General features: G+C 39.8%; 18 protein-coding genes. 14 read left to right on the forward strand and 4 right to left on the reverse strand.

Features of this window, described 5'->3' with window-relative positions; genetic code table 11:
- The first annotated feature begins 68 nt into the window (after positions 1 to 68).
- From HDE68_RS03430 to HDE68_RS03445, 4 genes are all read left to right on the forward strand, one after another.
- Entirely contained in the window at positions 69 to 503 is a 435-nt protein-coding gene (locus HDE68_RS03430) for a MarR family winged helix-turn-helix transcriptional regulator (protein ID WP_183878924.1), read from the forward strand.
- Positions 496 to 921 (forward strand): organic hydroperoxide resistance protein, encoded by a 426-nt coding sequence (locus HDE68_RS03435; protein ID WP_221300653.1) that lies wholly within the window; start codon positions 496 to 498, stop codon positions 919 to 921. The genes HDE68_RS03430 and HDE68_RS03435 overlap by 8 nt, the downstream gene beginning before the upstream one ends.
- 983 nt (positions 922 to 1904) lie before the next feature.
- Positions 1905 to 3335, forward strand: coding sequence for a chromosomal replication initiator protein DnaA (dnaA, locus tag HDE68_RS03440; protein WP_183878926.1), 1431 nt, complete (start codon positions 1905 to 1907; stop codon positions 3333 to 3335).
- Positions 3336 to 3479: 144 nt separating this feature from the next.
- The gene (locus HDE68_RS03445; RefSeq protein WP_183878928.1) at positions 3480 to 4484 is read left to right on the forward strand and encodes a 2-hydroxyacid dehydrogenase; all 1005 of its coding nucleotides are present in this window, start codon (positions 3480 to 3482) and stop codon (positions 4482 to 4484) included.
- Here HDE68_RS03445 and HDE68_RS03450 read toward each other — a convergent pair.
- Positions 4481 to 6037, reverse strand: coding sequence for a protein adenylyltransferase SelO (locus tag HDE68_RS03450; protein ID WP_183878930.1), 1557 nt, complete (start codon positions 6035 to 6037; stop codon positions 4481 to 4483). The two genes, HDE68_RS03445 and HDE68_RS03450, sit on opposite strands and share 4 nt — an antisense overlap.
- 315 nt (positions 6038 to 6352) lie before the next feature.
- On the opposite strand from HDE68_RS03450, the gene HDE68_RS03455 reads away from it, so the two are divergent.
- Positions 6353 to 6949, forward strand: a complete 597-nt coding sequence (locus HDE68_RS03455; RefSeq protein WP_183878932.1) for an RNA polymerase sigma factor — start codon at positions 6353 to 6355, stop codon at positions 6947 to 6949.
- On the opposite strand, the gene HDE68_RS03460 is transcribed toward HDE68_RS03455, so the two are convergent.
- Positions 6937 to 8877, reverse strand: a complete 1941-nt coding sequence (locus HDE68_RS03460; protein ID WP_183878934.1) for an alpha-L-fucosidase — start codon at positions 8875 to 8877, stop codon at positions 6937 to 6939. The genes HDE68_RS03455 and HDE68_RS03460 overlap by 13 nt on opposite strands.
- Before the next feature lie 203 nt (positions 8878 to 9080).
- On the opposite strand from HDE68_RS03460, the gene HDE68_RS03465 reads away from it, so the two are divergent.
- Complete coding sequence (locus HDE68_RS03465) at positions 9081 to 9806, forward strand: DUF6515 family protein (protein WP_183878936.1); 726 nt, start codon at positions 9081 to 9083, stop codon at positions 9804 to 9806.
- Here HDE68_RS03465 and HDE68_RS03470 read toward each other — a convergent pair.
- On the reverse strand, positions 9785 to 10648 hold the full coding sequence (locus HDE68_RS03470) for an alpha/beta fold hydrolase (protein WP_183878938.1): 864 nt from the start codon (positions 10646 to 10648) through the stop codon (positions 9785 to 9787). The genes HDE68_RS03465 and HDE68_RS03470 overlap by 22 nt on opposite strands.
- Before the next feature lie 132 nt (positions 10649 to 10780).
- Between HDE68_RS03470 and HDE68_RS03475 the strand changes: the two genes are divergently transcribed.
- The 5 genes from HDE68_RS03475 (at position 10781) to cysM (ending at position 16826) form a co-directional block, all read left to right on the forward strand.
- Positions 10781 to 12691, forward strand: a complete 1911-nt coding sequence (locus HDE68_RS03475) for an AAA domain-containing protein (RefSeq protein WP_183878940.1) — start codon at positions 10781 to 10783, stop codon at positions 12689 to 12691.
- A gap of 473 nt (positions 12692 to 13164) precedes the next feature.
- Positions 13165 to 13866, forward strand: coding sequence for an enhanced serine sensitivity protein SseB C-terminal domain-containing protein (locus HDE68_RS03480; protein ID WP_183878942.1), 702 nt, complete (start codon positions 13165 to 13167; stop codon positions 13864 to 13866).
- A 428-nt stretch (positions 13867 to 14294) separates the two neighbouring features.
- The gene (locus tag HDE68_RS03485; protein ID WP_183878944.1) at positions 14295 to 15119 is read left to right on the forward strand and encodes a mechanosensitive ion channel family protein; all 825 of its coding nucleotides are present in this window, start codon (positions 14295 to 14297) and stop codon (positions 15117 to 15119) included.
- Positions 15120 to 15138: 19 nt separating this feature from the next.
- Positions 15139 to 15951, forward strand: coding sequence for a serine O-acetyltransferase EpsC (epsC, locus tag HDE68_RS03490; protein ID WP_183878947.1), 813 nt, complete (start codon positions 15139 to 15141; stop codon positions 15949 to 15951).
- 2 nt (positions 15952 to 15953) lie between these two features.
- Positions 15954 to 16826, forward strand: coding sequence for a cysteine synthase CysM (cysM, locus tag HDE68_RS03495; protein WP_183878961.1), 873 nt, complete (start codon positions 15954 to 15956; stop codon positions 16824 to 16826).
- A 69-nt stretch (positions 16827 to 16895) separates the two neighbouring features.
- Here cysM and HDE68_RS03500 read toward each other — a convergent pair whose 3' ends face one another.
- Positions 16896 to 19157, reverse strand: coding sequence for an NADP-dependent malic enzyme (locus HDE68_RS03500; protein WP_183878963.1), 2262 nt, complete (start codon positions 19155 to 19157; stop codon positions 16896 to 16898).
- 212 nt (positions 19158 to 19369) lie between these two features.
- Between HDE68_RS03500 and HDE68_RS03505 the strand changes: the two genes are divergently transcribed.
- From HDE68_RS03505 to HDE68_RS03515, 3 genes are all read left to right on the forward strand, one after another.
- Entirely contained in the window at positions 19370 to 20458 is a 1089-nt protein-coding gene (locus HDE68_RS03505; protein ID WP_183878965.1) for a fatty acid desaturase, read from the forward strand.
- Positions 20459 to 20485: 27 nt separating this feature from the next.
- On the forward strand, positions 20486 to 20947 hold the full coding sequence (locus HDE68_RS03510; RefSeq protein WP_183878967.1) for a DUF4268 domain-containing protein: 462 nt from the start codon (positions 20486 to 20488) through the stop codon (positions 20945 to 20947).
- A gap of 86 nt (positions 20948 to 21033) precedes the next feature.
- A complete protein-coding gene (locus tag HDE68_RS03515; RefSeq protein ID WP_183878969.1) occupies positions 21034 to 21909 on the forward strand; it encodes a PfkB family carbohydrate kinase in 876 nt (291 codons plus the stop codon).
- Positions 21910 to 22181: the final 272 nt, after the last annotated feature.

Consider the following 22181-nt stretch of genomic DNA (forward strand, 5'->3'; position numbering starts at 1 on the left):
TGTTTGGTTTTATTTTGTGTAAAATATAATTTTATACAATATAGTTGTGCACTATTCGTTTAATAGACATGGAAATGCTAAAACTGGAGCAGCAGCTCTGCTTCCCGATCTACGCTCTGTCAAGACAGATCACCGCTTTGTACCGCCCCTTGCTGGAAAAGCTGGACCTCACTTATCCGCAGTATTTAGTGATGCTGTTGCTTTGGGACAGGAACAAGATCAGTATCAAAGAAATTGGAGAGAAGCTTTTACTGGACACCGGAACTTTAACCCCTTTACTGAAAAGACTGGAGCAAAAGAAATACCTGACCAGAAAAAGAAGTGAAGGGGATGAGCGTATCGTATTGATCGAATTAACCAGCAGCGGACAGAAATTGAAATATTCGGCAGCAGGGATACCGGGTGCATTGTTTTGTGCATTGGATATTACCGAAACTGAAATGGTCAGCCTACAACAAAAACTAACAGGAATTTTAAATACAATAAACAAACAAAATGGATAAAATAGAAAAACTGTATACTGCCGAAGCCAGTGCTACCGGCGGTAGAAATGGAAATGTAAAATCATCGGACGGAGTTTTAGACCTTGAAGTAAGAATGCCTAAAGAGCTTGGGGGTGGGGCAGGGGCCTATACTAACCCGGAACAGCTTTTTGCTGCTGGTTATGCCGCTTGTTTTGACAGCGCGTTGAATTTGGTTATCAAAATGGAGAAGGTTCAGACTGGTGAAACCAGGGTGACAGCGCAGGTGAGCATAGGAAAGAATACCACTGGTGGTTTCCAGCTCGCTGTTAAACTAAAAGTTTCTATTCCTGATGTTACTGCTGAGGTAGCTAAGGCATTAACTGAAAAAGCACATCATGTATGTCCTTATTCGAATGCTACACGCGGCAATATCGAGGTAGAACTTGAAAATGTTTAGCTAATTAACCAGGCTTTAGGCCGGGACTGATTCTCTAATGATCAGGGCAATTGCCTGAATTGGTTTTCATACTAGTCTGTAAGGGGCTGGTTCTAGTTGAAAAACCTATTAAAACAGCCTTGAAGGGCTATTGGGAGGGGGTTAGAAGGACTGGAGTCCTTTCGATGTCCTTCCAACCCCCTTTCAAGGGCCTTTCAATAGGTATTCAGGTACCTGTTTGAATAAGTTTCTACAGGTGAACCGCATATTTTTGATTAAGACCTATTGATCCTCCTGATCTTTGTGTCTTATGAATCGTCAGGTTTTGTCGTTCTGAAGCCTTCTTATCTCCTTTCTGCTGGACGATCTGTCTGGGTGCAGGCTTCTTAATGGGCGATGGAAAATCGGTCGTTACAGAAGGTTTATTTCATTTGGATGAAACATGATTTTATATTCCCTATTCAGGAATGTGCAAAACGTTTACCATTTTTTTCTGCCGTTCTATTTTTCCGATTCTTCAAATTATCGGGAACGGGCTTTTAAGCAGGTTTAATTGTTCACTCTGTTCAGTTTTTATGATCACTTTATAGAGGAAGCCTGTAGAGCCTTAATTTTAGGTAGCTATATTTTATTTTAAATCAGATATATATAGCTGTTATATTAATAATTAATGAATGACAAAATGTCGCATCTGATTTTTTGATTTAAAAAAATGTCTTTTGATCAGGTCTGAATTATCAGATTTTTTTTGGTACTATTGTCTTGTATTTAGGAATGAATCCCTTTTGTTAAAGCAATAGTTATAAACACTGAATTTTCGATGTGGATAAGTTATCCACAAAAAAGGCGCTTTTTCTTAGGCTATCTTTTTGCCTGTTAGCGACTTATGAATTAGGTGAGATTTTATGATTTTTTGTTGGTAATTTTTAGGATCTTCGCCCTCCCAAAACGGCAGAGTGTTTGGTCGTTGTTTAAGTCGAATACCATTAATTTATAGAATAACTATGCAAAAAACTTGTACCGAAGTATGGAATAACTGTCTCCAGATTATTAAGGATAACATCCCGGTCCAAAGTTTTAAAACTTGGTTCGAACCGATTTCGGCATTAAAATTGGAAGGCAACATATTAACCGTACAGGTGCCAAGTTTATTCTTTTATGAATGGCTGGAAGAGCATTATGTAGGTTTATTGCGCAAGACAGTTAAACAGCAAATGGGAGAAGAAGGTCGTTTGGAATATAATATTGTGGTAGATAAATCGTCAAACAGCGGTTCTCCATACACTACAAGTATGCCGTCCAATGGGAATGGATCTGCATCAAAAACGCAATCAATGCCAGTTCCTGTATCAATTAATAAGGATATTAAGAATCCTTTTATCATACCGGGCCTGAAAAAATTAAATGTAGACCCTCAGTTAAATTCTCAATATACTTTTGAAAGTTATGTTGAGGGCGATTGTAACCGTCTGGCCCGTTCTGCAGGTTTTGCAGTAGCAGCCAAACCAGGTGCAACGTCATTTAACCCATTAATGATTTATGGTGCTGTAGGTTTGGGAAAAACCCACCTGGTGCAGGCAATAGGTAACGAAATCAGGCGTACTTTACCAGATAAACTGGTTATATATGTATCCTGCGAAAAGTTCTGTCAGCAATTTGTCGAGTCTTTAAAAAACAATACAATCAATGATTTTGTGAACTTTTACCAGGCAATGGATGTAATCATCATGGATGATGTTCACAACTTTGCTGGAAAAGAGAAGACTCAGGATATTTTCTTCCATATTTTCAATCACCTGCATCAGTCAGGTAAACAGATTATTATTACCTCAGATAAAGCACCAAAAGACCTTTCAGGTGTTGAAGAACGCTTATTAAGCCGTTTCAAATGGGGGCTTTCAGCTGATTTACAGATCCCTGATCTGGAAACAAGGATCGCTATTCTGAGAAAGAAAATGTATGCTGATGGAATTGAACTTCCTTCGGATGTGGTTGAATATGTAGCCAACAACATTGATAATAATGTACGTGAGCTGGAAGGGGCAATGGTTTCCTTATTAGCGCAATCTACTCTGAATAAGAAAGATATTGATCTTGGTTTAGCCAAATCAATGCTGAAAAACTTTATCAAAAATACGACGAAAGAGATTTCTATGGATTATATCCAGAAACTGGTTTGTGAGTATTTTGAAGTGCCTGTGGAGATGGTGAAATCGCCTACACGAAAACGTGAAATTGTACAGGCACGTCAGATTTCTATGTATTTATCAAAAAGTCTGACCAAGTCTTCTTTAAAAAGTATTGGTGCATTTTATGGTGGAAGAGATCACTCTACAGTAATTTATGCTTGTCAGACTGTTGAGGATCTGATCGATACAGATAAAAAATTCAAAGGTTATGTGACTGATATTCAGAAAAAACTAAAAATGAGCTAGGTTTTTAATGGTTAAAATCAAGTTTTTTTAAAATAGAAAAGGGCATCTGTAATTACAGATGCCCTTTTTACATGGAGGTAATACCTGATTTAATCCGGCCTTGCGATGAGAATAAAAGCCTTATATTCAGCCTAAAATTTAAATATGAAAGTAGCCGTTTTTAGCACACAGTCTTATGATAAAGAGTATTTCAACCTTGTTAATGAAAAATTTAACCATGAATTTGTATTTCTGGAGCCCTCTTTAAATGCTGATACGGCGATTCTCGCTAAAGGATGCGGTGGTATTTGTGCTTTTGTGAATGATAAAGTGGATGAAAAAACCTTAGAAATCCTTCATCAATCGGGAGTGAATACCATTGTATTACGCTGTGCCGGCTTTAATCAGGTAGATCTGGAGGCTGCTAAAAAACTGGGTGTAAAGGTATATAGAGTGCCCTCATATTCTCCTGAAGCTGTTGCTGAACATGCAACAGCAATGATCATGACCTTAAACCGTAAAACACATAAGGCTTATAATCGTGTAAGAGAAGGGAATTTCTCATTGGAGAGGCTGATTGGTTTTAATCTTCATGGGAAAATAGCCGGAGTAATAGGGTTGGGGCAAATCGGCCTTGCCTTTGCTAAAATAATGCATGGATTTGGTTGTGAGGTGATTGCTTATGATCCTGTAGTTGAAAAAACTCCTTCGTTTATCAAATTAGCCGATCTGGATACTTTGATGACTACGGCCGATCTGATCTCAATTCATTGCCCTTTAAATGAGCATACGCATCATTTGATGAATCGGAAACGTTTTGATCAGATGAAGAAAGGGGCAATGCTGATTAATACCAGCAGGGGCGCAATATTAGATACACATGCAGCTATTGAAGCACTTAAGCAGGGTAAATTAGGCTATCTCGGGATCGATGTTTACGAGCAGGAAGATAAACTTTTTTTTAGAGACCTTTCTGAAAGCCTGATTGAAGATGAGCAAATTTTAAGGCTGATGAGTTTTTCTAATGTACTCATTACAGCACATCAGGGATTCTTCACAACAGAGGCTTTAACTGAAATTGCCCAGACTACTTTACTGAATCTGAGCCATGCAGAAGACGGATTTTCTGATGCAGAAAAGAGCAGTGCTGACCCGAACAGACTAGTCTAAGAACTGCAGGATAAAGTAGAACTTCCTGGCTGATCATTTGCCCATTCCGGTCTTAATTTAAAGAATTCATCGTGTGCAGGTGAATAAGGATTTTTGATGGCTTCCTGCAATTTTAAGAAGAGTGTTTGCTCCCCTTTTTCCAGTTCTTGTATGGCCTGGTGGAGTAAATAATTTCTTAAAATGAAGCGGGGATTGCTGATTTTCATTATCTCTTTTGAAGCTTTACTTGAAGTTTGGTTCCTGCTGATCCTCAATTGATAATTATTTATTGTTTGATGCAGTGTTTCTGTGTTTACTTTGTTGGGAAGCTCATAATAAGAAGGGGAAAAATGGGCTGCGACAGCTTCTTCGGTTGTAGTTTCCGGGGACAGTGTTATAAGCAACTGATAAAATATTGTCATGTCAGCTTTAAGCATTGTAAGGGTTTTTTCAACTGCTTCAATCAGCTCCTGATCACCCGCTCTAAACTCATCCAGTCCTAATTTACCAGCCATCATAATGTGGTATTTTCCGAAGTAAATGGTCTTGTATTTTTCCAGTGCTGCGGACAGTGATTCAGTATCCTGAAACAGGGGGGCAATAGCGCTTGCCAGACATCCTAAATTCCAATAGCCGATGGATGGCTGACGGCCATAGGCATATCTGCGTCCCGGAAGATCTGTTGTATTTGGCGTAAATTCAGGATCATACTGATCAAGGAAAGAGAAGGGGCCGTAATCTATAGTCAGGCCGAGGATAGACATGTTATCTGTATTCATCACACCATGCACAAAACCTACCCTGATCCATTCCACCATTAATGTGGCTGTTCTTTCTACGATCTCTTCAAACCATTGGATTACCTTGTTTTCTCCTTTGATATGCGGAAAGAACTTTTCTATAGTCCATGAGGTTAGTTTTTCTAATTGTGGTAATTCTTGTCTGGCAGCAAGCATCTCAAAGTTTCCGAAACGCAGAAAACTTGGGGCGGTACGCATCACGATAGCCCCTTTTTCGTAAGCACTGTTGCCGTCATAAAGGAGGTCTCTCATGACCTGGTCTCCTGTTGAAACAAGGGCTAAAGCACGTGTAGTAGGTACCCCAAGATAAAACATGCTTTCGCTCATCAGGTATTCACGGACCGATGATCTGAGTACGGCTCTGCCATCTCCTCTGCGCGAATAGGGGGTAGGACCTGCTCCTTTAAGCTGAAGTTCATAAGCTGCATGATCCGGAGTATTCCATTCTCCAAGAGTAATGGCCCTTCCGTCGCCAAGTTGCCCCGCCCAGTTTCCAAACTGATGACCTGCATAACAGGCTGCATATGGGTACATGGATGGAGTGACTAAATTGCCCCCAAGAATTAAAATGTCTTCCCGATTAGGTTTTTCCACGTGAAGTTCTGCAGCCAGTTCATCAGACCAGGCTAAAAGTTCAGGGTTTTTAACAGGTGTAGGAATGGCTTTGCTGTATAAAAAACCTGGAGTCTGGCGAGGTTGAAGATTTCCTGTTTCATCGCCGTCAAATGTGGTAATGAACTCATTTTTAAAGGTTTTACTGCTTAGATTTTCCATGCTGGTCCTGATCCTGTTTTAAAGCACAAAGGTAAGTTCATTTTGCTGCTAAAAAGTTTTAATTCTGTAAAATCAATAGTTATTTAATTATTTTATTTGTATATTAAAAGCAGGGTATTAAACACTAAAGGGAAAATTATTTTAACTTATATATTATTGTTACATCCTTAGTGTAGAAAATACAATGAATATAGTTCGGTGAAATCTTAAATTATCTTTTTAGAAAATGAACGGAATGAATGGTAACATGCCCTTGCTTGTCTTATTTCAAGAGAGTAATTTTAAATAGTTTCTAAGGTTAAATTAATTAATAATATGGACAGGACATGCGATCATAAAATTATGGTAATTGCCAATGGTGACAAAAGTCCGGGCCGGAAAGAGTGTGCTGAACTTGAAATTGTCGGGGAACTGAAAAAGCAAACAGAACTGTCTTTTAATAAGTTATATCTGGGTTATGCTTCGCTTTTGTTAGGGGTTATCCTGAAACTTGTACCTTCCAGAGAAGTAGCCGAAGATATTTTACAGGAAACTTTTATTAAAATATGGAAATCTATTGATCAGTATGATGCGGATAAAGGCCGGCTGTTTACCTGGATGTCTTGTTTAGCACGCAATACTGCAAAGGATTATCTGAAAGGAAAGAACTTTGCGAAAAGTATCAAAAACGATGATATTGATAGTGTTTACACTCAGGTCAATAATTCTCATTATTGCCGCTACAATACGGATATTATTGGAATTCGTGAACTGATCGCTGTATTATCGGAATCTCAAAAGCAGATTCTTAATCTGATTTATTTTCAGGGTTATACGCAGGTAGAAGTCTCTGATGAGCTTCATATCCCACTGGGAACGGTAAAATCTAAAATCAGGCTTGCTGTAAAGGTGCTTCGCTGTTATTTTGAATAAACCTCTATTTCTGCAATTCTCAATAAGTTATTTTCTGATCCTTTCTCTCCGGCCGCCGGCACTGTTTGTTTTGCCAGAAGTCTTAAATATCTTGTTGTGATCTTTTTAGCTAATGAAATACGCTGCAGGATCGGGTTAGCTTTGATATTAGAAAATTCACCTGAGGCTATTGTTTTCCAGTTTTTACCATCCTCACTGCTCAATAATTCATATTTTTCAATGGCTCCTGCAGTTATTCCATCCTGCGCAGGCAGATAACCGACAGCAGAGAAAACAAGTGGCCTGGAGAAATCAAGATCAATATAATTGCTTGTCCTTGTTTCAAAAACTGTGGATTCATTGTTGTCTGCTGCGTTTTTTAACGCTAGACCGGTTGCTGCGGGGCTTGTGGCTTTCCAATTTGTTTTAGGGTAAGTATTTGCTGTGCCTTTCGTGCCTGCTGATTTGATTTCTGGTTCCAGGTACAGGCCGATCTCGCTTAAGGCAATAGCTACCGGGGCATAAATACGGATGCGGATTTTTTGTGCTGTCTGTGTCTGTGAAAGCCGGATAATTCTGTTTGATCCGATACTGGTGGCTTTAGCAAGTTCCTGCCATTGGTTGTTTTTAAAGATATCGATACCTGCGCTATCTATTCTTTGTCCAAGTTTAATGTTTTCCCTGAGCTGTATAATGCTGAAGTTTGCCGGCTTTTTGAAATCCAGTTGTACATTGGCCTGGTGAACATCGTCGTCTGTGGCCCAATAGCTGTATCTGCTGGCATCTGTAAGGTTGGCTGTTCCAAATGATTGTTTTTGGTTATTTCTTACGTTAGAGACGCTTATTTCGGCTTCTTTGGCAAGGTTATAGTTAAATACTTGTTTAAGTAATTTTCCGAATGCGGCCAGGGTGCTGACATCTTTAGGATGTAACAGGCCTTCGGTAGTAGGGGAAAGACCAAGATCCAGCGCTCCGCCATGACCAACAGATTTACAGTAAATGCTGAATAATTCTGCTACAGTTTTTACCTGTCCGTCCTGGTCGGCATGATAAAACCATCCCGGACGCAAAGATACGTCTCCTTCAAAAGGAATCCATTGTTTGCCGCCCCTGGTTCCGCTGCCAAGATTTGCATCATCCATAAAACCGGGCATTGCAGGTTTACCATCGTTCCCTTTAATGGTGATTGTTGACCAGCTTGTTTCGGGCGAAATCCCTTTTTCGTTGCCTACCCAGCGTACATCAGGACCAATATCACTGAAAATGCTGGCATTGGGCTGTAGTTTCCTGGTGATTGCCCAGGTATTCATCCAGTCGTAATAACAGGACTGATCTACTTTTCTTTTTTCATTTTTGCCACCATAATAGCCATCTCCGCCATTTGCACCGTCATGCCAGCTCATAAACAGCTCGCCGTAATTGCTATATAATTCTTTGAGCTGGTTTTGATAAATGGTCAGATAGGCCGGTGTCCCATATTCGGGGTTGTTTCTATCCCATGGGGAACAGTAAATTCCGAATTTCATGCCTTCTTGTTTTGCTGCCTGCTGGAATTCTCTGACCAGATTTCCTTTGCCATTTTTCCACGGACTCTCGCTAATGTTGTAAGCTGCTGTCTGAGTTGGCCACAGTGCAAAACCATCATGGTGTTTGGTGACGAAGATTACTCCTTTAAACCCTCCGGACCTGGCTGCACTAACAATCTGGAGTGCATTGAATTTGGTGGGGTTGAATAAGGAAGGGGCCGCATCTCCATAACCCCATTCTTTATTTTGAAAGGTGGTTGGGGTGAAATGAATCAGGCAATACATTTCTGTTTCGTGCCATTTAAGCTGTCTTTCTGTAGGGATGGCACCATAGGGTTTGGGTGCGTCCGTTTGTGCATATGCAGCTGTTGAGAATAATATTGCCGATAGAATAGAAAGTTTTTGCCTGGTTAATAGCCTCATTGTATATCTGGTTGATAGCGTAAAATACTTTTTTTTATTTAATCTCTGGCCTGTTTTATGAATTTATCAGTGTGGTTAAATGAGTTTAAACATTATTTTGTCGTTTTTTTGTCAGTTTTTAGTTAAAGCCTTAATTAAAAGCCTGTCAGGAGTAATCCTTTTGAACCAGTGGGAGTCAAAAAGACAAATTGATTCATTTGGATATGAAAACTTCAAATTTTAAATCGTTAATAGTTGTAGCCGCTATACTGGTGTTCAGTGGATTTACAACAAGTGTTTTTGCTCAGAGAGGCGGCCACGGTTTCGGTGGCGGCGGAAGGTCTTTTCATGGTCCCTCAAGAGGTTCATTTGGCGGCGGAACCTCAGTGCATATCGGCGTAAATGCAGGTTATCATTATCGTCCGGCTGGTTGGGGATTTAGAAGGCCATATTATTCATACCGCAGTTTTTACAGACCTTACCTGGGTTTTGGAATTAGTGTTTTGCCTTTTGGCTATTACCCATTTTTTTATGGAGACGACCAGTTTTATTATTCCGGAGGATTGTTCTACAGGCAGTATGATGATCAATATAAGGTAGTTGTGCCTCCAATAGGGGCTTCAGTGCCTGCTTTGCCTTCAGATGCACAACAGGTTGTGATTAATGGCCAGACTTATTATGAGTACAAAGGAGTTTATTATAGTGAATCTCAAAATGCGGACGGAAAAACTGTCTATATAGTTGCCGGTAAAGATGGTGTGCTGAATACCGATAATGGAAACGATGCAGATAGTGGCCCTCAGATTGGCGATGTCGTAACCCAGCTACCAGAAAGCTACAAAGAAGTGATGGTCAAAGGAAATAAATATTATGTTTCTGATTACGGGGTTTATTATGAACAGATTTTTGGTGACGATGGAAAGGTTTCTTATAAAGTGATAGGGAAATAATCTCTGATCAGATCATTTAGGAGCGGGGGGTGCCTGATCAATTTTTCATGCCCTGCTCCTTTGTAGTTTTCTGATTTTATCCATGGTCTGTCTTTTAAAAAGGTGCTGAGATAAACTGAATCTACTACTTTGTCATCCTCATCAAATGCTATCCAGTGGTTTAATGTCTGATCAAAGTTATAATAAGTATCAAGATCATAATCAGAAGCAGGTCTTTGGAAAGTAGCCTGAAATGATTCAAAGAAGTTATCCTGTAAATCTTGAGGGACATTGACACTATTCATCATATTGCAGAACAAAGCTTTTAGTTTGATAACCGGGGCGATACTGATTAATAAGTCAGGTTTGACTTCTGCCTGTTGTAAAGCAATCACATTGGCCATAGCACCCAGGGAGTGTCCAATGACGATAGCTGGCTTTCCGTATTGATTGATAATTTCTTTGATAGATTCTATATAAAGGATCAGATTTGACAGTTCTGCTGGCGAACTCCCGTTTCCAGGGGCATCAAAAGCAATAATTTCGACATCTTCAAACTTTAATAGCTCTTCAATGATTGCAGAAAAATCGGCTGCTTTAGAACTCCATCCATGAGTCAGCAAAATTTTCCGGTTACCTGTTCCCCATTTAAAACCGTTAAAAATGAGTTCTTTTCCGGTGAAATAGGTGTCTGTAACGGAAAGCTGAAAAGAGACAGCTTTATTCAATAATTCTTCTTGTGTTAGCCTTAATGGCATTTTTGGTGCATAACAAATCAGTTTCCACAGTAAATCATCGATTGCTTGTTTGTCCAGCTGACTAAGGTCTTTTGCTTGTTGATAGATTTGTCGGTACTGTTTCATTTGTTGTCTTTTTTGTCAGATAGTGCCTTTGATTATATCAGGTTTATCTTGAATGGCGCCAATATAGGGCTTCTCTTTCAGGGTGATTTCAAGTGAATGTCAAAATTGAGGTAAACTGCTACCTTTGCAGTAATGGAATATTTCAACAAACTGCTTGATTTACTTAAAACTGAACGTGAAGAAGATCAAAATGCTTATCTCAAATTAACTGAATCTTCTTCTGTAGCAGATCGCAGGGCGAATGGTTTAACCTGGTATCCGATCGCTATAAGAGGTTCTGAAATGAGCCGTGGTGATTATCTGACTGTAGAGATGGAAAGAACTTCTCATCAGGATATCAGTCATCAGCTTCGGTTTGGTGCATCGGTTGTCCTGTTTTCTAATCATGACCCTAAAGCGGACCGGGTGGAAGGGGTTGTCTCTTATCAATCGGGCAATAAAATTAAAGTTACTTTACGTACGGATGAGCTGCCTGACTGGTCCCGTGATGGTAAATTAGGGCTGGATGTGCTTTTTGATAACAATAGTTATGATGAAATGCAGAACGCACTGAAGACCGCTGCTGCTCCTTTTGAAAAGGAGGTGGATGGCAGGCTTGTCAAAATATTGACTGGTAGCTTAGCACCGTCTTTTAATCCTTCGGATTATAATTATAGAATTCCTGCTTTAAATACTGTGCAGCAGGCTGCGGTGGATAAAATTTTGTCTGCAACTGATCTGGCAATTGTTCATGGCCCTCCGGGCACGGGTAAAACGACTACTTTGGTCCAGGCGATTAAAGCGCTGATCAAACAGGATCATCACCAGATTTTAGTGGTAGCACCGAGTAATACTGCGGTTGATTTGCTAAGTGAAAAACTTGCAGATGAAGGGTTGAATGTATTGCGTGTGGGTAATCCTGCAAGGGTTTCTGAAAGATTGACTGCCTTGACACTGGATAGTAAAATGTCCGCGCATAGTAGTATGAAGGAGATGAAAAATCTGAAGAAACAGGCTGGTGAGTACAAAAATATGGCTCATAAGTATAAGCGAAATTTCGGAAAGGCTGAACAGGAACAACGTAAAGCTTTGTTTAATGAAGCGCATAAGATTATGAAAGAGGTGGGCAATACGGAGCAATATATTATTGATGACCTGGTTGCGAAAGCCCAGGTAATTACCGCAACTCTGGTCGGATCTAATCATTATACAGTTAGAAACAGGAAATTCCATACGGTGGTGATTGATGAGGCAGGACAGGCGCTTGAACCGGCTTGCTGGATACCAGTATTGAAGGCTAAAAAGGTGATTTTTGCAGGTGACCATTGCCAGCTATCTCCAACAGTTAAGTCTAATGTGGCTGCGAGAAATGGTTTGAGTACTACTTTGCTGGAGAAATGTGTGGCTTTGTACCCGGAAGCTGTTGTTCTTTTAGAGGAGCAGTACAGGATGAATGAGAAGATTATGGGGTATTCTTCGAAGGTGTTTTATGAAGATAAAATGAGGGCACATGATTCGGTCGCGACCCGTGTTTTAATGGAAGGGGAAGAGCCTGTTGAATTTATTGATACAGCAGGTTGTGGTTTTGAGGAGAAAACCGAAGGGACGAGTACAACGAATCCTGAGGAAGGTGTGTTTTTGATTAAACATCTGACACAATTGGTGGATAAGGTGAAGGTGAGTGGGGTTGCTTTGGCCGATTTCCCGACAATAGCAGTTATTTCTCCTTATAAACAACAGGTTTATTTGTTGAAGGATCTTTTGTTGAATTCTCCGGAGTTAGAGGTTTATAAGGATAAGATATCGGTTAATACAATTGATAGTTTTCAGGGACAGGAAAGAGATATAGTATATATAGGCCTGACAAGGAGTAACAGTGATGGAGTGATCGGGTTTTTAACTGATGTGAGAAGGATGAATGTAGCGATTACAAGGGCGAAAAAGAAATTGGTTGTGATTGGAGATAGCGGAACGCTGGCAAGATTTGATTTTTATGGAGATTTTATAGGGTATGCTGAGGGGTGTGGGGGGTATAAGAGTGCGTGGGAGTTTGTGGAAGGGTAATGAAAAAAAACACAAGCTATGTTCGGCCGGCATTGCCTTCGCTGAAGGGCTCGGAACGCAAGGTCCTCACATTAGCTTGTGTTTTTTTTTCATTATCCACGACTTGGTTGGTGATCATGGTTGGTGGTCATAGTTAGTGGCTGTAGTTGGTGTTCATGGTTGGTGGTCATGGTTAGTGTTCATGGTTGGTGGTCATAGTTAGTGGCCGTAGTTGGTGTTCATGGTTGGTGTTCATGGTTGGTGGCCGTAGTTGGTGCTGATGGAAGGATTCTTAAGAAGAAACTTGTAAGAAGGAGCAGATTAGGCTAAGAAGGAATAGGCTGATTTTATTGTTGTTTACTGGTATCCGCAAAAGATGATTTTTTGTGGATTTCTTTTTTATTGCCTTTTATAATTCCATATATTAGACTGGATAGTTTGGTGATTAATACCTTGTTACAACACATGTGCCGGGGAACTGAAAATATATTTATATGGGACTATTTGATTTTTTAAATACCAACGAGAATGATGGTGGCGGACATGAGGATGGGCATTATAAGGGTACAGATATGGGGTTTGTAGAAAATCTGATTAGTTTGTTTACTTCTAAGCCTAATGTTTTAAAGGCATATTTTGGTTTGTTATACGATGAGGGAAAGGATGATAATGATTTGTTTTTGGCAATTGATCATTTAGGAGGAGCCGAAGGACTGAAAAAGATGACTTATTTTATGAAGGAAACATTTCAACCCGATATCCCTATGTTTTATACCTCTACTCAGGAGCAACCCGAGCTGCTGGGCTTTATAGAAGAAACGAATTTTCCGTTTTATGTGAAGGATAAACCACAGCCACTACATATATCAGTTATGAAACAGTGGTTTGATCCCGGTTATAAAAAGGCCTTCATTGAGAAGATCAAAACTTCAAAAGTTACTTCTCTGTTTAAGGATTTTGACCCGCTTGGTAAAGGTTTTGATTTTCAAACCTTTGTAAGGGACGGCAAGGAGTTTATTCCCCTGTTTTCTGGTAAGGAAATGGTTTATAAAAGTGGCATGACTGAAGTGCCAAGCGACTTAACTGTAGCAGAATTTGACTGGCTAAGAATCGAAGAATCAATTGATGGCAGCCTGAAGGAACATTTTTATGTGCTTAATCCTGGTACTTCTTTCGAAGTTGAGTTTTACGCTTAAATACAATTCTCTTGTTTAAGGAAGCCTTATCCTTATTGGATAACCCACCCTGATGCCCCCTTATTTATGAAAAATCTTTCCTGATGGAAAACCTGTCCTGATGGATAACCTGTATTATTGAAACTCTTTGTTAACGGAAATCCCATCCTGATGGATAGTCCTTTATTAGCGGAAACGCTTTCTTGACAGTTTTCTCTTACAGGAATCCTGGCTTCTTTATAAAGGACCTTTTGAATGTTTTGTAACTGTATCAAGGCTGCCTGATGTATCATCGGGCAGACCAATGGCTGTTCTGACATAGCAATGATACCTTTTCGTTTTGAACAAAAAAATAGATACGTATCTTTAAAAAATCTTAGAGTCTGTCTGGAATTTAGCTGGTAAATTTTAGACAGGCTCTTTTTAGTCTAACCACTAATTAAAAATAAATGAATAGAATTGAAAATTATATTGAAGTTTTTTCTGAGAAAATTATCAGTGGCCTGCCAAACTTCATCCTTGCTGTAATTACGCTTTTAGCAGGTATATGGCTGATTAAATGGTTTATGGGGTTTATCCACCGCAGGTTTAAACGCAATACTGTTGATATTTCTTTAAGTGAGTTTTTAATCAGTATCATCAGGGTCATCCTTTATATCCTGCTGATTATTTCCTGCGCCTCAATGATCGGAATACAAACGAGCTCTTTTGTTGCAGTCTTAGGAGCAGGTGGCCTTGCCGTTGGCCTTGCACTGCAGGGCAGTCTTTCTAATTTTGCAGGTGGAGTACTGATCTTGCTTTTTAAGCCCTTTAAAGTGGGACATGTTATCAGCTCTGCAAATAATGTCTCTGGTACAGTATTAAAGATTGATATTTTATATACGACTCTAAAGGCTGGTAATGGTACAACGATTTATGCACCGAATGGCCCGCTGGCAAATGCTGTAATTAATAATACCACAGATAATGAAATCAGACAGGCTGAATATAAAATCAGCATTTCTTTTGATACGAATATAGATACCGCCCGAAAGGTAATCCTGGCCGTTTTAGAGAGTGATGCGTTAATTCTTAAGGACCCTAAACCAGCGGTATTGGTTTCATCACTCGAAGATAATGCCGTGATACTACTGGCCAGGGCATGGGCAGCAAACGGAGACTTCTGGTCTGTTTATTATGCCAACTTCCAGAAAATAAAAGAGGCACTTGAAAAGAATCAAATTATTTTATCTAAAAAAGCTGATATATATGTGATGGCAAATCACGTATCTTAACGTTTAAAATCCACCTATAATGAACGAAGAATTTTATCTTCATATCTACAACAAACAAAGCCAGATTGAAGCAATACCCTCTAATCTTGAGATTGCAGAATGGGCAGTAAGCCTGTTAAACCTTGTTTATCCTGAAAGATTAACTAACCCTAATCATACGTTAGATGAAATTAAAGGATATTTTAGTCATTCTGAACAGGAATTACTGAATATCCTACAAAAGACTAAAGCTTGTACAGCCTGTAACCATCACGTGATCGCAGAGACTTTCTATAATGAACTTCCTGAATTGTTCCGCCGGATGAATACGGATATTACAGCTACTTTAAATGGTGATCCTGCTGCACAAAGTGAATTTGAAATTATCAGAACCTATCCCGGTTTTCTGGCGATATCAATTTATAGAATAGCACATCAATTGCTGAAACTGGGTATTCCCTTAATTCCAAGGGTACTGACAGAATATGCACATTCGGCAACTGGAATTGATATCCATCCGGGGGCCGAAATTGGGGAGTATTTATTCATTGATCATGGTACAGGCCTGGTTATCGGCGAAACTACAAAGATTGGTGATCACGTTAAATTGTATCAGGGGGTAACACTGGGCGCTCTAAGCGTGGAGAAGTTTATGGCGAATACGAAAAGACATCCCACTATTGGTGATCATGTAATTATTTATTCGGGAGCGACAATTTTAGGCGGTGATACGTTTATTGGTGAGCATAGTGTAATTGGTGGAAATGTCTGGCTAACTAAAAGTGTGCCGGCAAATTCAACGGTTTATCATCAGTCTGCTATGAAAGTTATAGAAACAAAAAGCAAAATATAAGCATGGGTACATTAATAGATTGCATAGGAAATACGCCATTAGTAGAGATTACCAAGCTGAACCCTAATCCGGCTGTCCGGATTTTTGCTAAACTGGAAGGAAATAATCCTGGTGGAAGCGTGAAAGACAGGGCTGCATTAAATATGATCCGCAGCGCAATGGAACGCGGTGAAGTGAATAAGGATACTAAATTGGTAGAAGCGACCAGCGGAAATACTGGGATCGCCCTGGCAATGATTGCTTCAATCTATGGACTTGAAATTGAATTGGTCATGCCTTCAAACTCTACGAGAGAGCGAACTTTAACCATGGAGGCTTTTGGAGCAAAGGTTACTTTACTGGAATCTATTGAGAAGTGCAGGGACTATGCGGAAGAGAAAGGGGGTACAACAGGGTATTTTCTGCTGAACCAATTCGCAAATCCTGATAATTATCTGGCACATTATAAAACAACAGGGCCGGAAATATGGGCTGATACCGAACATCAGATTACGCACTTTGTGAGCTCTATGGGGACTACCGGGAGTATTATGGGGAATTCTATGTACTTGAAGGAGCAAAATCCTGAAATTCAGATTGTAGGCTGTCAGCCAACGGAAGAGTCTTCAATTCCTGGTATCAGAAGATGGCCAAAAGAGTATTTACCTAAGATATTTGATGCTTCAAGGGTGGACAGGGTGATGGATGTTTCGCAGGATGAAGCTTCTGATTTTACCAGGAGAATGGCGAAATCGGAAGGCATCTTTGCTGGAATGAGCAGTGGAGGTGCGCTGGCATGTTCACTCAGGCTGGCTGCCGAATTGACTTCGGGAGTAATCGTTTTTATAGCCTGCGACAGGGGAGACCGTTATCTGAGCAGCGATCTGTTCTTGTAATTAAGTATGGATAAAAAAAAAGCCTCAGCAGATGTGTTTCTGCTGAGGCTTTTTTATGATTTATAGATTTTATTGTGCGTCTACTACAGCAATTGTAATCATATTCACAATCTCTCTGACCGAACTGTCCATTTGTAAAACATGTACTGGTTTGTTCAGGCCAAGAAGGATAGGGCCTACAGCTTCTACATTTCCTAGTTCCTGCAATAATTTATAGGCAACGTTTCCTGATTCCAGGTTTGGAAAGATCAAAGTGTTTGCCGGAATGCCTTTTAAGCTGGAGAATGGGTAATTGCTTTGAAGCAACTCTGCATTCATCGCAAAATTGGCCTGCATTTCACCATCAACAATCATATCAGGATATTTTTGTTTCAGCAATGCCGTCGCAACTCTCATCTTTTGCGGAACTGGTCCTGTATTGGAACCGAAGTTAGAATAAGATAGTAAAGCAATACGAGGTGTGATATTGAATCCTTTGATAGTTTCATTAATCATTCCTGTAATATCTACCATATCTTCTGCTGTTGGATCCGGATTGACTGTCGTATCACCTAAAAATACAGGTCCTTTTTTTGTCAGCATCATGTACATCCCAGCGATTTTTTTAACGCCTGGTTTTGTACCGATAACCTGTAATGCTGGCTTTAAGGTTGATTTGTAGTTTTTAGTTAATCCTGAGATTAATGCATCTGCCTGTCCGAATTCTACCATACTTGCACCGTAATAGTTACGGTCACGTACCAGTTTTTTAGCTTCATACAGAGTGATACCACGTCTCTGGCGTCTTTCATAAAGATGCTGTGCAAATTTATCAGACTCTTCTGTTCCCTGCCATGGATCAATGATTTCTACATCACCGAACTCAATTCCGTGTTCCAGGATGATTTTCTGGATTTTAGCTACATTTCCTAATAGAATAGGGGTTGCAATACCTTCGTCCTTAACAATCTGCGCTGCTTTTAATATTTTATAGTTATCAGCTTCTGCAAATACAACACGTTTAGGCGCAGATTTTGCTTTGCTGGCAAGATTTCTTAGTATTTTATCATCGGCACCTAACCTGATTTGTAATTCTTCCTGGTAAGCATTCCAGTCTGTAATCTGCTTGCGGGCAACACCAGATTCCATCGCCGCTTTGGCAACAGCTGTAGATACTATACCGATTAATCTGGAGTCAATTGGTTTTGGAATGATATAATCTTTTCCAAATTTCAGGTTTTTAGCTTTATAGGCAAGGTGTACGATTTCTGGTACCGGAAGTTTAGTCAGCTCAGCAATTGCTCTTACCGCAGCGATTTTCATTTCTTCGTTGATCGATGTAGCACGTACATCTAATGCACCACGGAAGATATAAGGGAATCCTAATACGTTATTTACCTGGTTAGGGAAATCAGAACGCCCCGTTGCCATGATGATATCTTTACGGCTGTTAATTGCAAGATCGTATGCAATTTCAGGGTCCGGATTAGCTAAGGCAAATACGATTGGGTTTTTAGCCATTGACTGTACCATTTCTACCGATACTACATTTGCAGCTGAAAGACCCAGGAATACGTCTGCACCTTTCATGGCCTCAGCTAAAGTGCTGATGTCTTTTCTTGGTGTAGCAAAGTCCATACGCATTGGATCAAGGTCGGTACGGTCAACATTCACGATGCCATCCTTGTCGAATACCAGCATGTTTTCCTTTTTGACACCCAATTTAAGGTATAGTTTGATGCAGGATACTGCCGCTGCACCGGCCCCGCTTACCACAAGCTTTATTTTGTCTATTTTTTTATGCTGTAATTCGCAGGCATTTAATAAGGCTGCACTGGTAATGATTGCTGTACCATGCTGGTCATCGTGCATTACCGGGATATTCATTTCTTCTTTTAAACGACGCTCGATCTCAAAACACATCGGCGCTGCTATATCTTCAAGGTTTACACCTCCAAAGGTTGGTTCTAATGCTTTAACTACATTTACAAATTCGTCGGCTGTGGTCGCATTGATCTCTAAATCGAAAACATCAATGTCAGCAAAGATTTTGAATAACAAACCTTTACCTTCCATTACCGGTTTACTTGCTGCCGGACCAATATTTCCTAAACCTAATACTGCAGTCCCATTACTGATTACGGCTACTAAATTACCCTTGGCTGTATATTTATATACGTCTTCCGGGTTCCTGTATATTTCCATGCAGGGCTCCGCTACTCCAGGTGAATAGGCAAGTGCTAAATCTCGTTGTGAATTTGTGGGTTTGGAAGGTACGACTTCAATCTTACCTGGCCGGCCATCCGAGTGATAATCTAATGCGTCCTGTTTACGGTTTGTTGCTTTGTTCATTTTGTGTGTGTATCCTTGATCTTTGTTATGCTGGGGGAGTAGATTACTCCAGAAAGCTAATAAGTGGTCGAAAGTAGGTATATGTTTAAAATAATACTAGAAAATAATAGGGAAATTACCTTGAATTGACCGTTAGGTTTAAGATTTTTTTATATAGTAGCTGATTTGTGAAAAATCTGACGTACTTTCACAAGAAAAAATAATTTCAGTCTATGGCATTTTTGTGTATAGTATTGGACCCGCCAACGTATGGTTGGGCCGATGCTAATGGTAATTTATCGAGGCCGACGGCTGGGCAATTGTTTAGTGAATTCTTTAAAAGACTTAATATTTTTAAAACCAAAAAGAACTGGCTCCCATTAATGAGCTGGACTAAGGTGGTTTTAACGATCCCTTTTCTGTACTTTTTTATCTTTGAATACTTTAGCTGGAGCTTACTAGCTGTGGCTTTTTTATATAGTATGATTGTGATGGGTACCCACGGGACTATATGGCATCACCGGTTTTGTACGCACAATGCTTATACTTTCCGTAACAAGTTCTGGCGGTTTTTTACCCAGAACCTGACTATTTCTATGATTCCTGAAGAGATCTATGTGGTTTCACACCATGTTCATCATGCTAAATCTGATGCTCCCGGTGATCCTTATAATGCTTCGGGAGGGTTTCTATATTGCTTTTTAGCAGATGTTAATCATCAGCCGATAGCAAAGGATTTATCTGAACGAAACTATCACCGCGCATCCAGACTGATGAAACATACTGGCGTTCAGCCAAATACTTATGCACAATATTTAAACTGGGGTTCTATTGCTAATCCAGCCAGAACAGTTCTTGCATGGGCTTTGAACTGGGGGTTCTGGTATGCGATGTTATTCTTAATTGGTGGTCACGGTTTGGCCTGTACAGTATTTGGTGCTGCTGGTATCTGGGCGGTAGGCGTAAGAACTTTCAATTATGAAGGTCATGGTAAAGGAAAGGATATGCGCAGGGATAATTATGATTTCTCCCGTGAAGATATGTCTATCAATCAGCTTTGGCCTGGAATAGTTGCCGGCGAATGGCATAATAATCACCATTTATATCCAAAAAGTGCGAGAACAGGTTTTCTGCCTCATCAGGTAGATATTGCCTGGTGTTATATCCGTTTTATGTATGCTATAGGAACTGTTAAATCTTTCAGAGATTCTAAAACTGAGTTCCTGGAGACGCATTATAATAAAGTGGCTATGGAGGAGGAAGAAGAAGCTATTCTTTTACAGGAAGAGAAATTATTGATCTTACAAAAAGATAAAGGCTAGCTTTGTGCTAAAAGGATTAATTTTTTTATGTATTCTAAAGATCAGGCTTCAAAACTGAAACAAGCTTTCTGGACGGCTTTTGGCCAGTATATTGCCCCGCAGCTTTCTGCTGAGGGTTTAAGGATTAACTGGATAAATTATAAGACAGGTATTAAACACCTGCATTTTAAATTGCATGCAGATCATAAGTCTGCTTTTGTCGCAATTGAACTCTCTCACCCTGATACCGGGGTACAGGAACTGTTATTTGAACAGTTTAAAGAATTCAGGAATATTCTGAAAGGTTATTTAAATGAGGACTGGGACTGGGAGCCGCTGATACTGGACGAGAATTATAAAACTGTAAGCAGGATTTATACACGCTTGCCTGATGTTAGTATTTTTAAGGAAGAAGACTGGCCTAAACTGATTTCTTTTCTAAAACCAAGGATCACTGCTCTGGATGAATTCTGGTGTGATGCGTCCTCCAGTTTTGAACTGTTTAAATAATATTACACATACAAATTAAATCATTTGATACATTTGCCTGTTGTTAGCGGTTAGGCTAGCTTATTTTTTCTTATTAATAAAGGTTTATGTACGAGGTTTGTTGTATAGGTCATATTACGCTGGATAGAGTGGTTACCCCCACTACAGAAAAACATATGGCGGGGGGGACGTCATTTTATTTCTCAAATGCTATCCGAAAAATGGATGTCAATTATGGTCTGGTTACAGCTGTAGGAGAAAGCGAAATGCCGTTTGTACTGGAATTACGCGCAAATGGGACGGATGTTAATGTCTTTCCAAGTGCAAAAACCGTTTATTTTGAGAATATCTATTCCGGAAACCTCGATCACCGGACCCAAAGGGTTTTACAGGAAGCTGATCCTTTTACGGTTGAACAATTAAGTAATATTCAGGCTGAAATCTTTCATTTAGGACCTTTGTTATCAAACGATATTTCTGTGGAACTGATTAAAGATCTGGCAGGCAGAAGTAAGGTGTCATTAGATGTACAGGGATATTTGCGTGAGGTAAGAGGAGAAAGTGTTTGTGCGGTAGACTGGCCTGAGAAAATGGAAGCACTTCAATATGTACATACAGTAAAGGCTGATGAGGCAGAACTGGAGGTCCTGACAGGTGTTAAGGGGATACCAGAAGGGGTAAAGATATTAAGTGAGTGGGGAGTCCGGGAAATCGTGATTACAAGGGCTAGTTTAGGTTCTGTGATTTATATGGATGAAGTGTTTTATGATATTCCTGCTTTCAGACCGGCTGCCGAAGTAGATGCTACCGGATGTGGTGATACTTATATGGCCGGGTATTTATATCAAAGGGTAAAGGGAGCAGGGATTCAGCAAGCCGGAGAGTTTGGTGCAGCTATGGCCAGCTTAAAAATGGAATCTTATGGACCTTTTGATGGTACTGAAAATGATATTCTTCAATTATTAGTGGCTGATAAGCGCTAATCTTAATTATTTATTGTCTCTTTCCTGATTAACAGAGCTGTTTTTGTCGTTAATTCGTCATAGAAATGTTTTATTTAAAATAATCGTTAGTGTAATTTGTACACTATATAAAAGTTGTATATATTTGTATCAGAAAATAAGTCATAAATATTTTCCGGATCAAGGATGAGTCGTTATAAATGACAGCAACACTGCCGGAAATTTAAAGAGAAAACCCGTTCATACAGGTTTATATTTGGTTAGAATAGGGATGTGTCTGGATGGAACAACCC

It is taken from the genome of Pedobacter cryoconitis (assembly GCF_014200605.1).
GTDB classification, from domain to species: domain Bacteria; phylum Bacteroidota; class Bacteroidia; order Sphingobacteriales; family Sphingobacteriaceae; genus Pedobacter; species Pedobacter cryoconitis_B.

Excerpts from the sequence above, each read along its gene's own strand:
- HDE68_RS03480 (WP_183878942.1), top strand. The coding sequence starts at position 13,165 with ATGGGACTATTTGATTTTTTAAATACCAACGAGAATGATGGTGGCGGA.
- HDE68_RS03510 (WP_183878967.1), top strand. The coding sequence starts at position 20,486 with ATGTATTCTAAAGATCAGGCTTCAAAACTGAAACAAGCTTTCTGGACG.
- HDE68_RS03455 (WP_183878932.1), top strand. The coding sequence starts at position 6,353 with ATGGACAGGACATGCGATCATAAAATTATGGTAATTGCCAATGGTGAC.
- HDE68_RS03460 (WP_183878934.1), bottom strand. The coding sequence starts at position 8,877 with ATGAGGCTATTAACCAGGCAAAAACTTTCTATTCTATCGGCAATATTA.
- dnaA (WP_183878926.1), top strand. The coding sequence starts at position 1,905 with ATGCAAAAAACTTGTACCGAAGTATGGAATAACTGTCTCCAGATTATT.
- HDE68_RS03465 (WP_183878936.1), top strand. The coding sequence starts at position 9,081 with ATGAAAACTTCAAATTTTAAATCGTTAATAGTTGTAGCCGCTATACTG.
- HDE68_RS03470 (WP_183878938.1), bottom strand. The coding sequence starts at position 10,648 with ATGAAACAGTACCGACAAATCTATCAACAAGCAAAAGACCTTAGTCAG.
- HDE68_RS03485 (WP_183878944.1), top strand. The coding sequence starts at position 14,295 with ATGAATAGAATTGAAAATTATATTGAAGTTTTTTCTGAGAAAATTATC.
- HDE68_RS03445 (WP_183878928.1), top strand. The coding sequence starts at position 3,480 with ATGAAAGTAGCCGTTTTTAGCACACAGTCTTATGATAAAGAGTATTTC.
- HDE68_RS03475 (WP_183878940.1), top strand. The coding sequence starts at position 10,781 with ATGGAATATTTCAACAAACTGCTTGATTTACTTAAAACTGAACGTGAA.
- HDE68_RS03430 (WP_183878924.1), top strand. The coding sequence starts at position 69 with ATGGAAATGCTAAAACTGGAGCAGCAGCTCTGCTTCCCGATCTACGCT.
- HDE68_RS03505 (WP_183878965.1), top strand. The coding sequence starts at position 19,370 with ATGGCATTTTTGTGTATAGTATTGGACCCGCCAACGTATGGTTGGGCC.
- HDE68_RS03450 (WP_183878930.1), bottom strand. The coding sequence starts at position 6,037 with ATGGAAAATCTAAGCAGTAAAACCTTTAAAAATGAGTTCATTACCACA.
- HDE68_RS03435 (WP_221300653.1), top strand. The coding sequence starts at position 496 with ATGGATAAAATAGAAAAACTGTATACTGCCGAAGCCAGTGCTACCGGC.
- HDE68_RS03500 (WP_183878963.1), bottom strand. The coding sequence starts at position 19,157 with ATGAACAAAGCAACAAACCGTAAACAGGACGCATTAGATTATCACTCG.
- epsC (WP_183878947.1), top strand. The coding sequence starts at position 15,139 with ATGAACGAAGAATTTTATCTTCATATCTACAACAAACAAAGCCAGATT.
- HDE68_RS03515 (WP_183878969.1), top strand. The coding sequence starts at position 21,034 with ATGTACGAGGTTTGTTGTATAGGTCATATTACGCTGGATAGAGTGGTT.
- cysM (WP_183878961.1), top strand. The coding sequence starts at position 15,954 with ATGGGTACATTAATAGATTGCATAGGAAATACGCCATTAGTAGAGATT.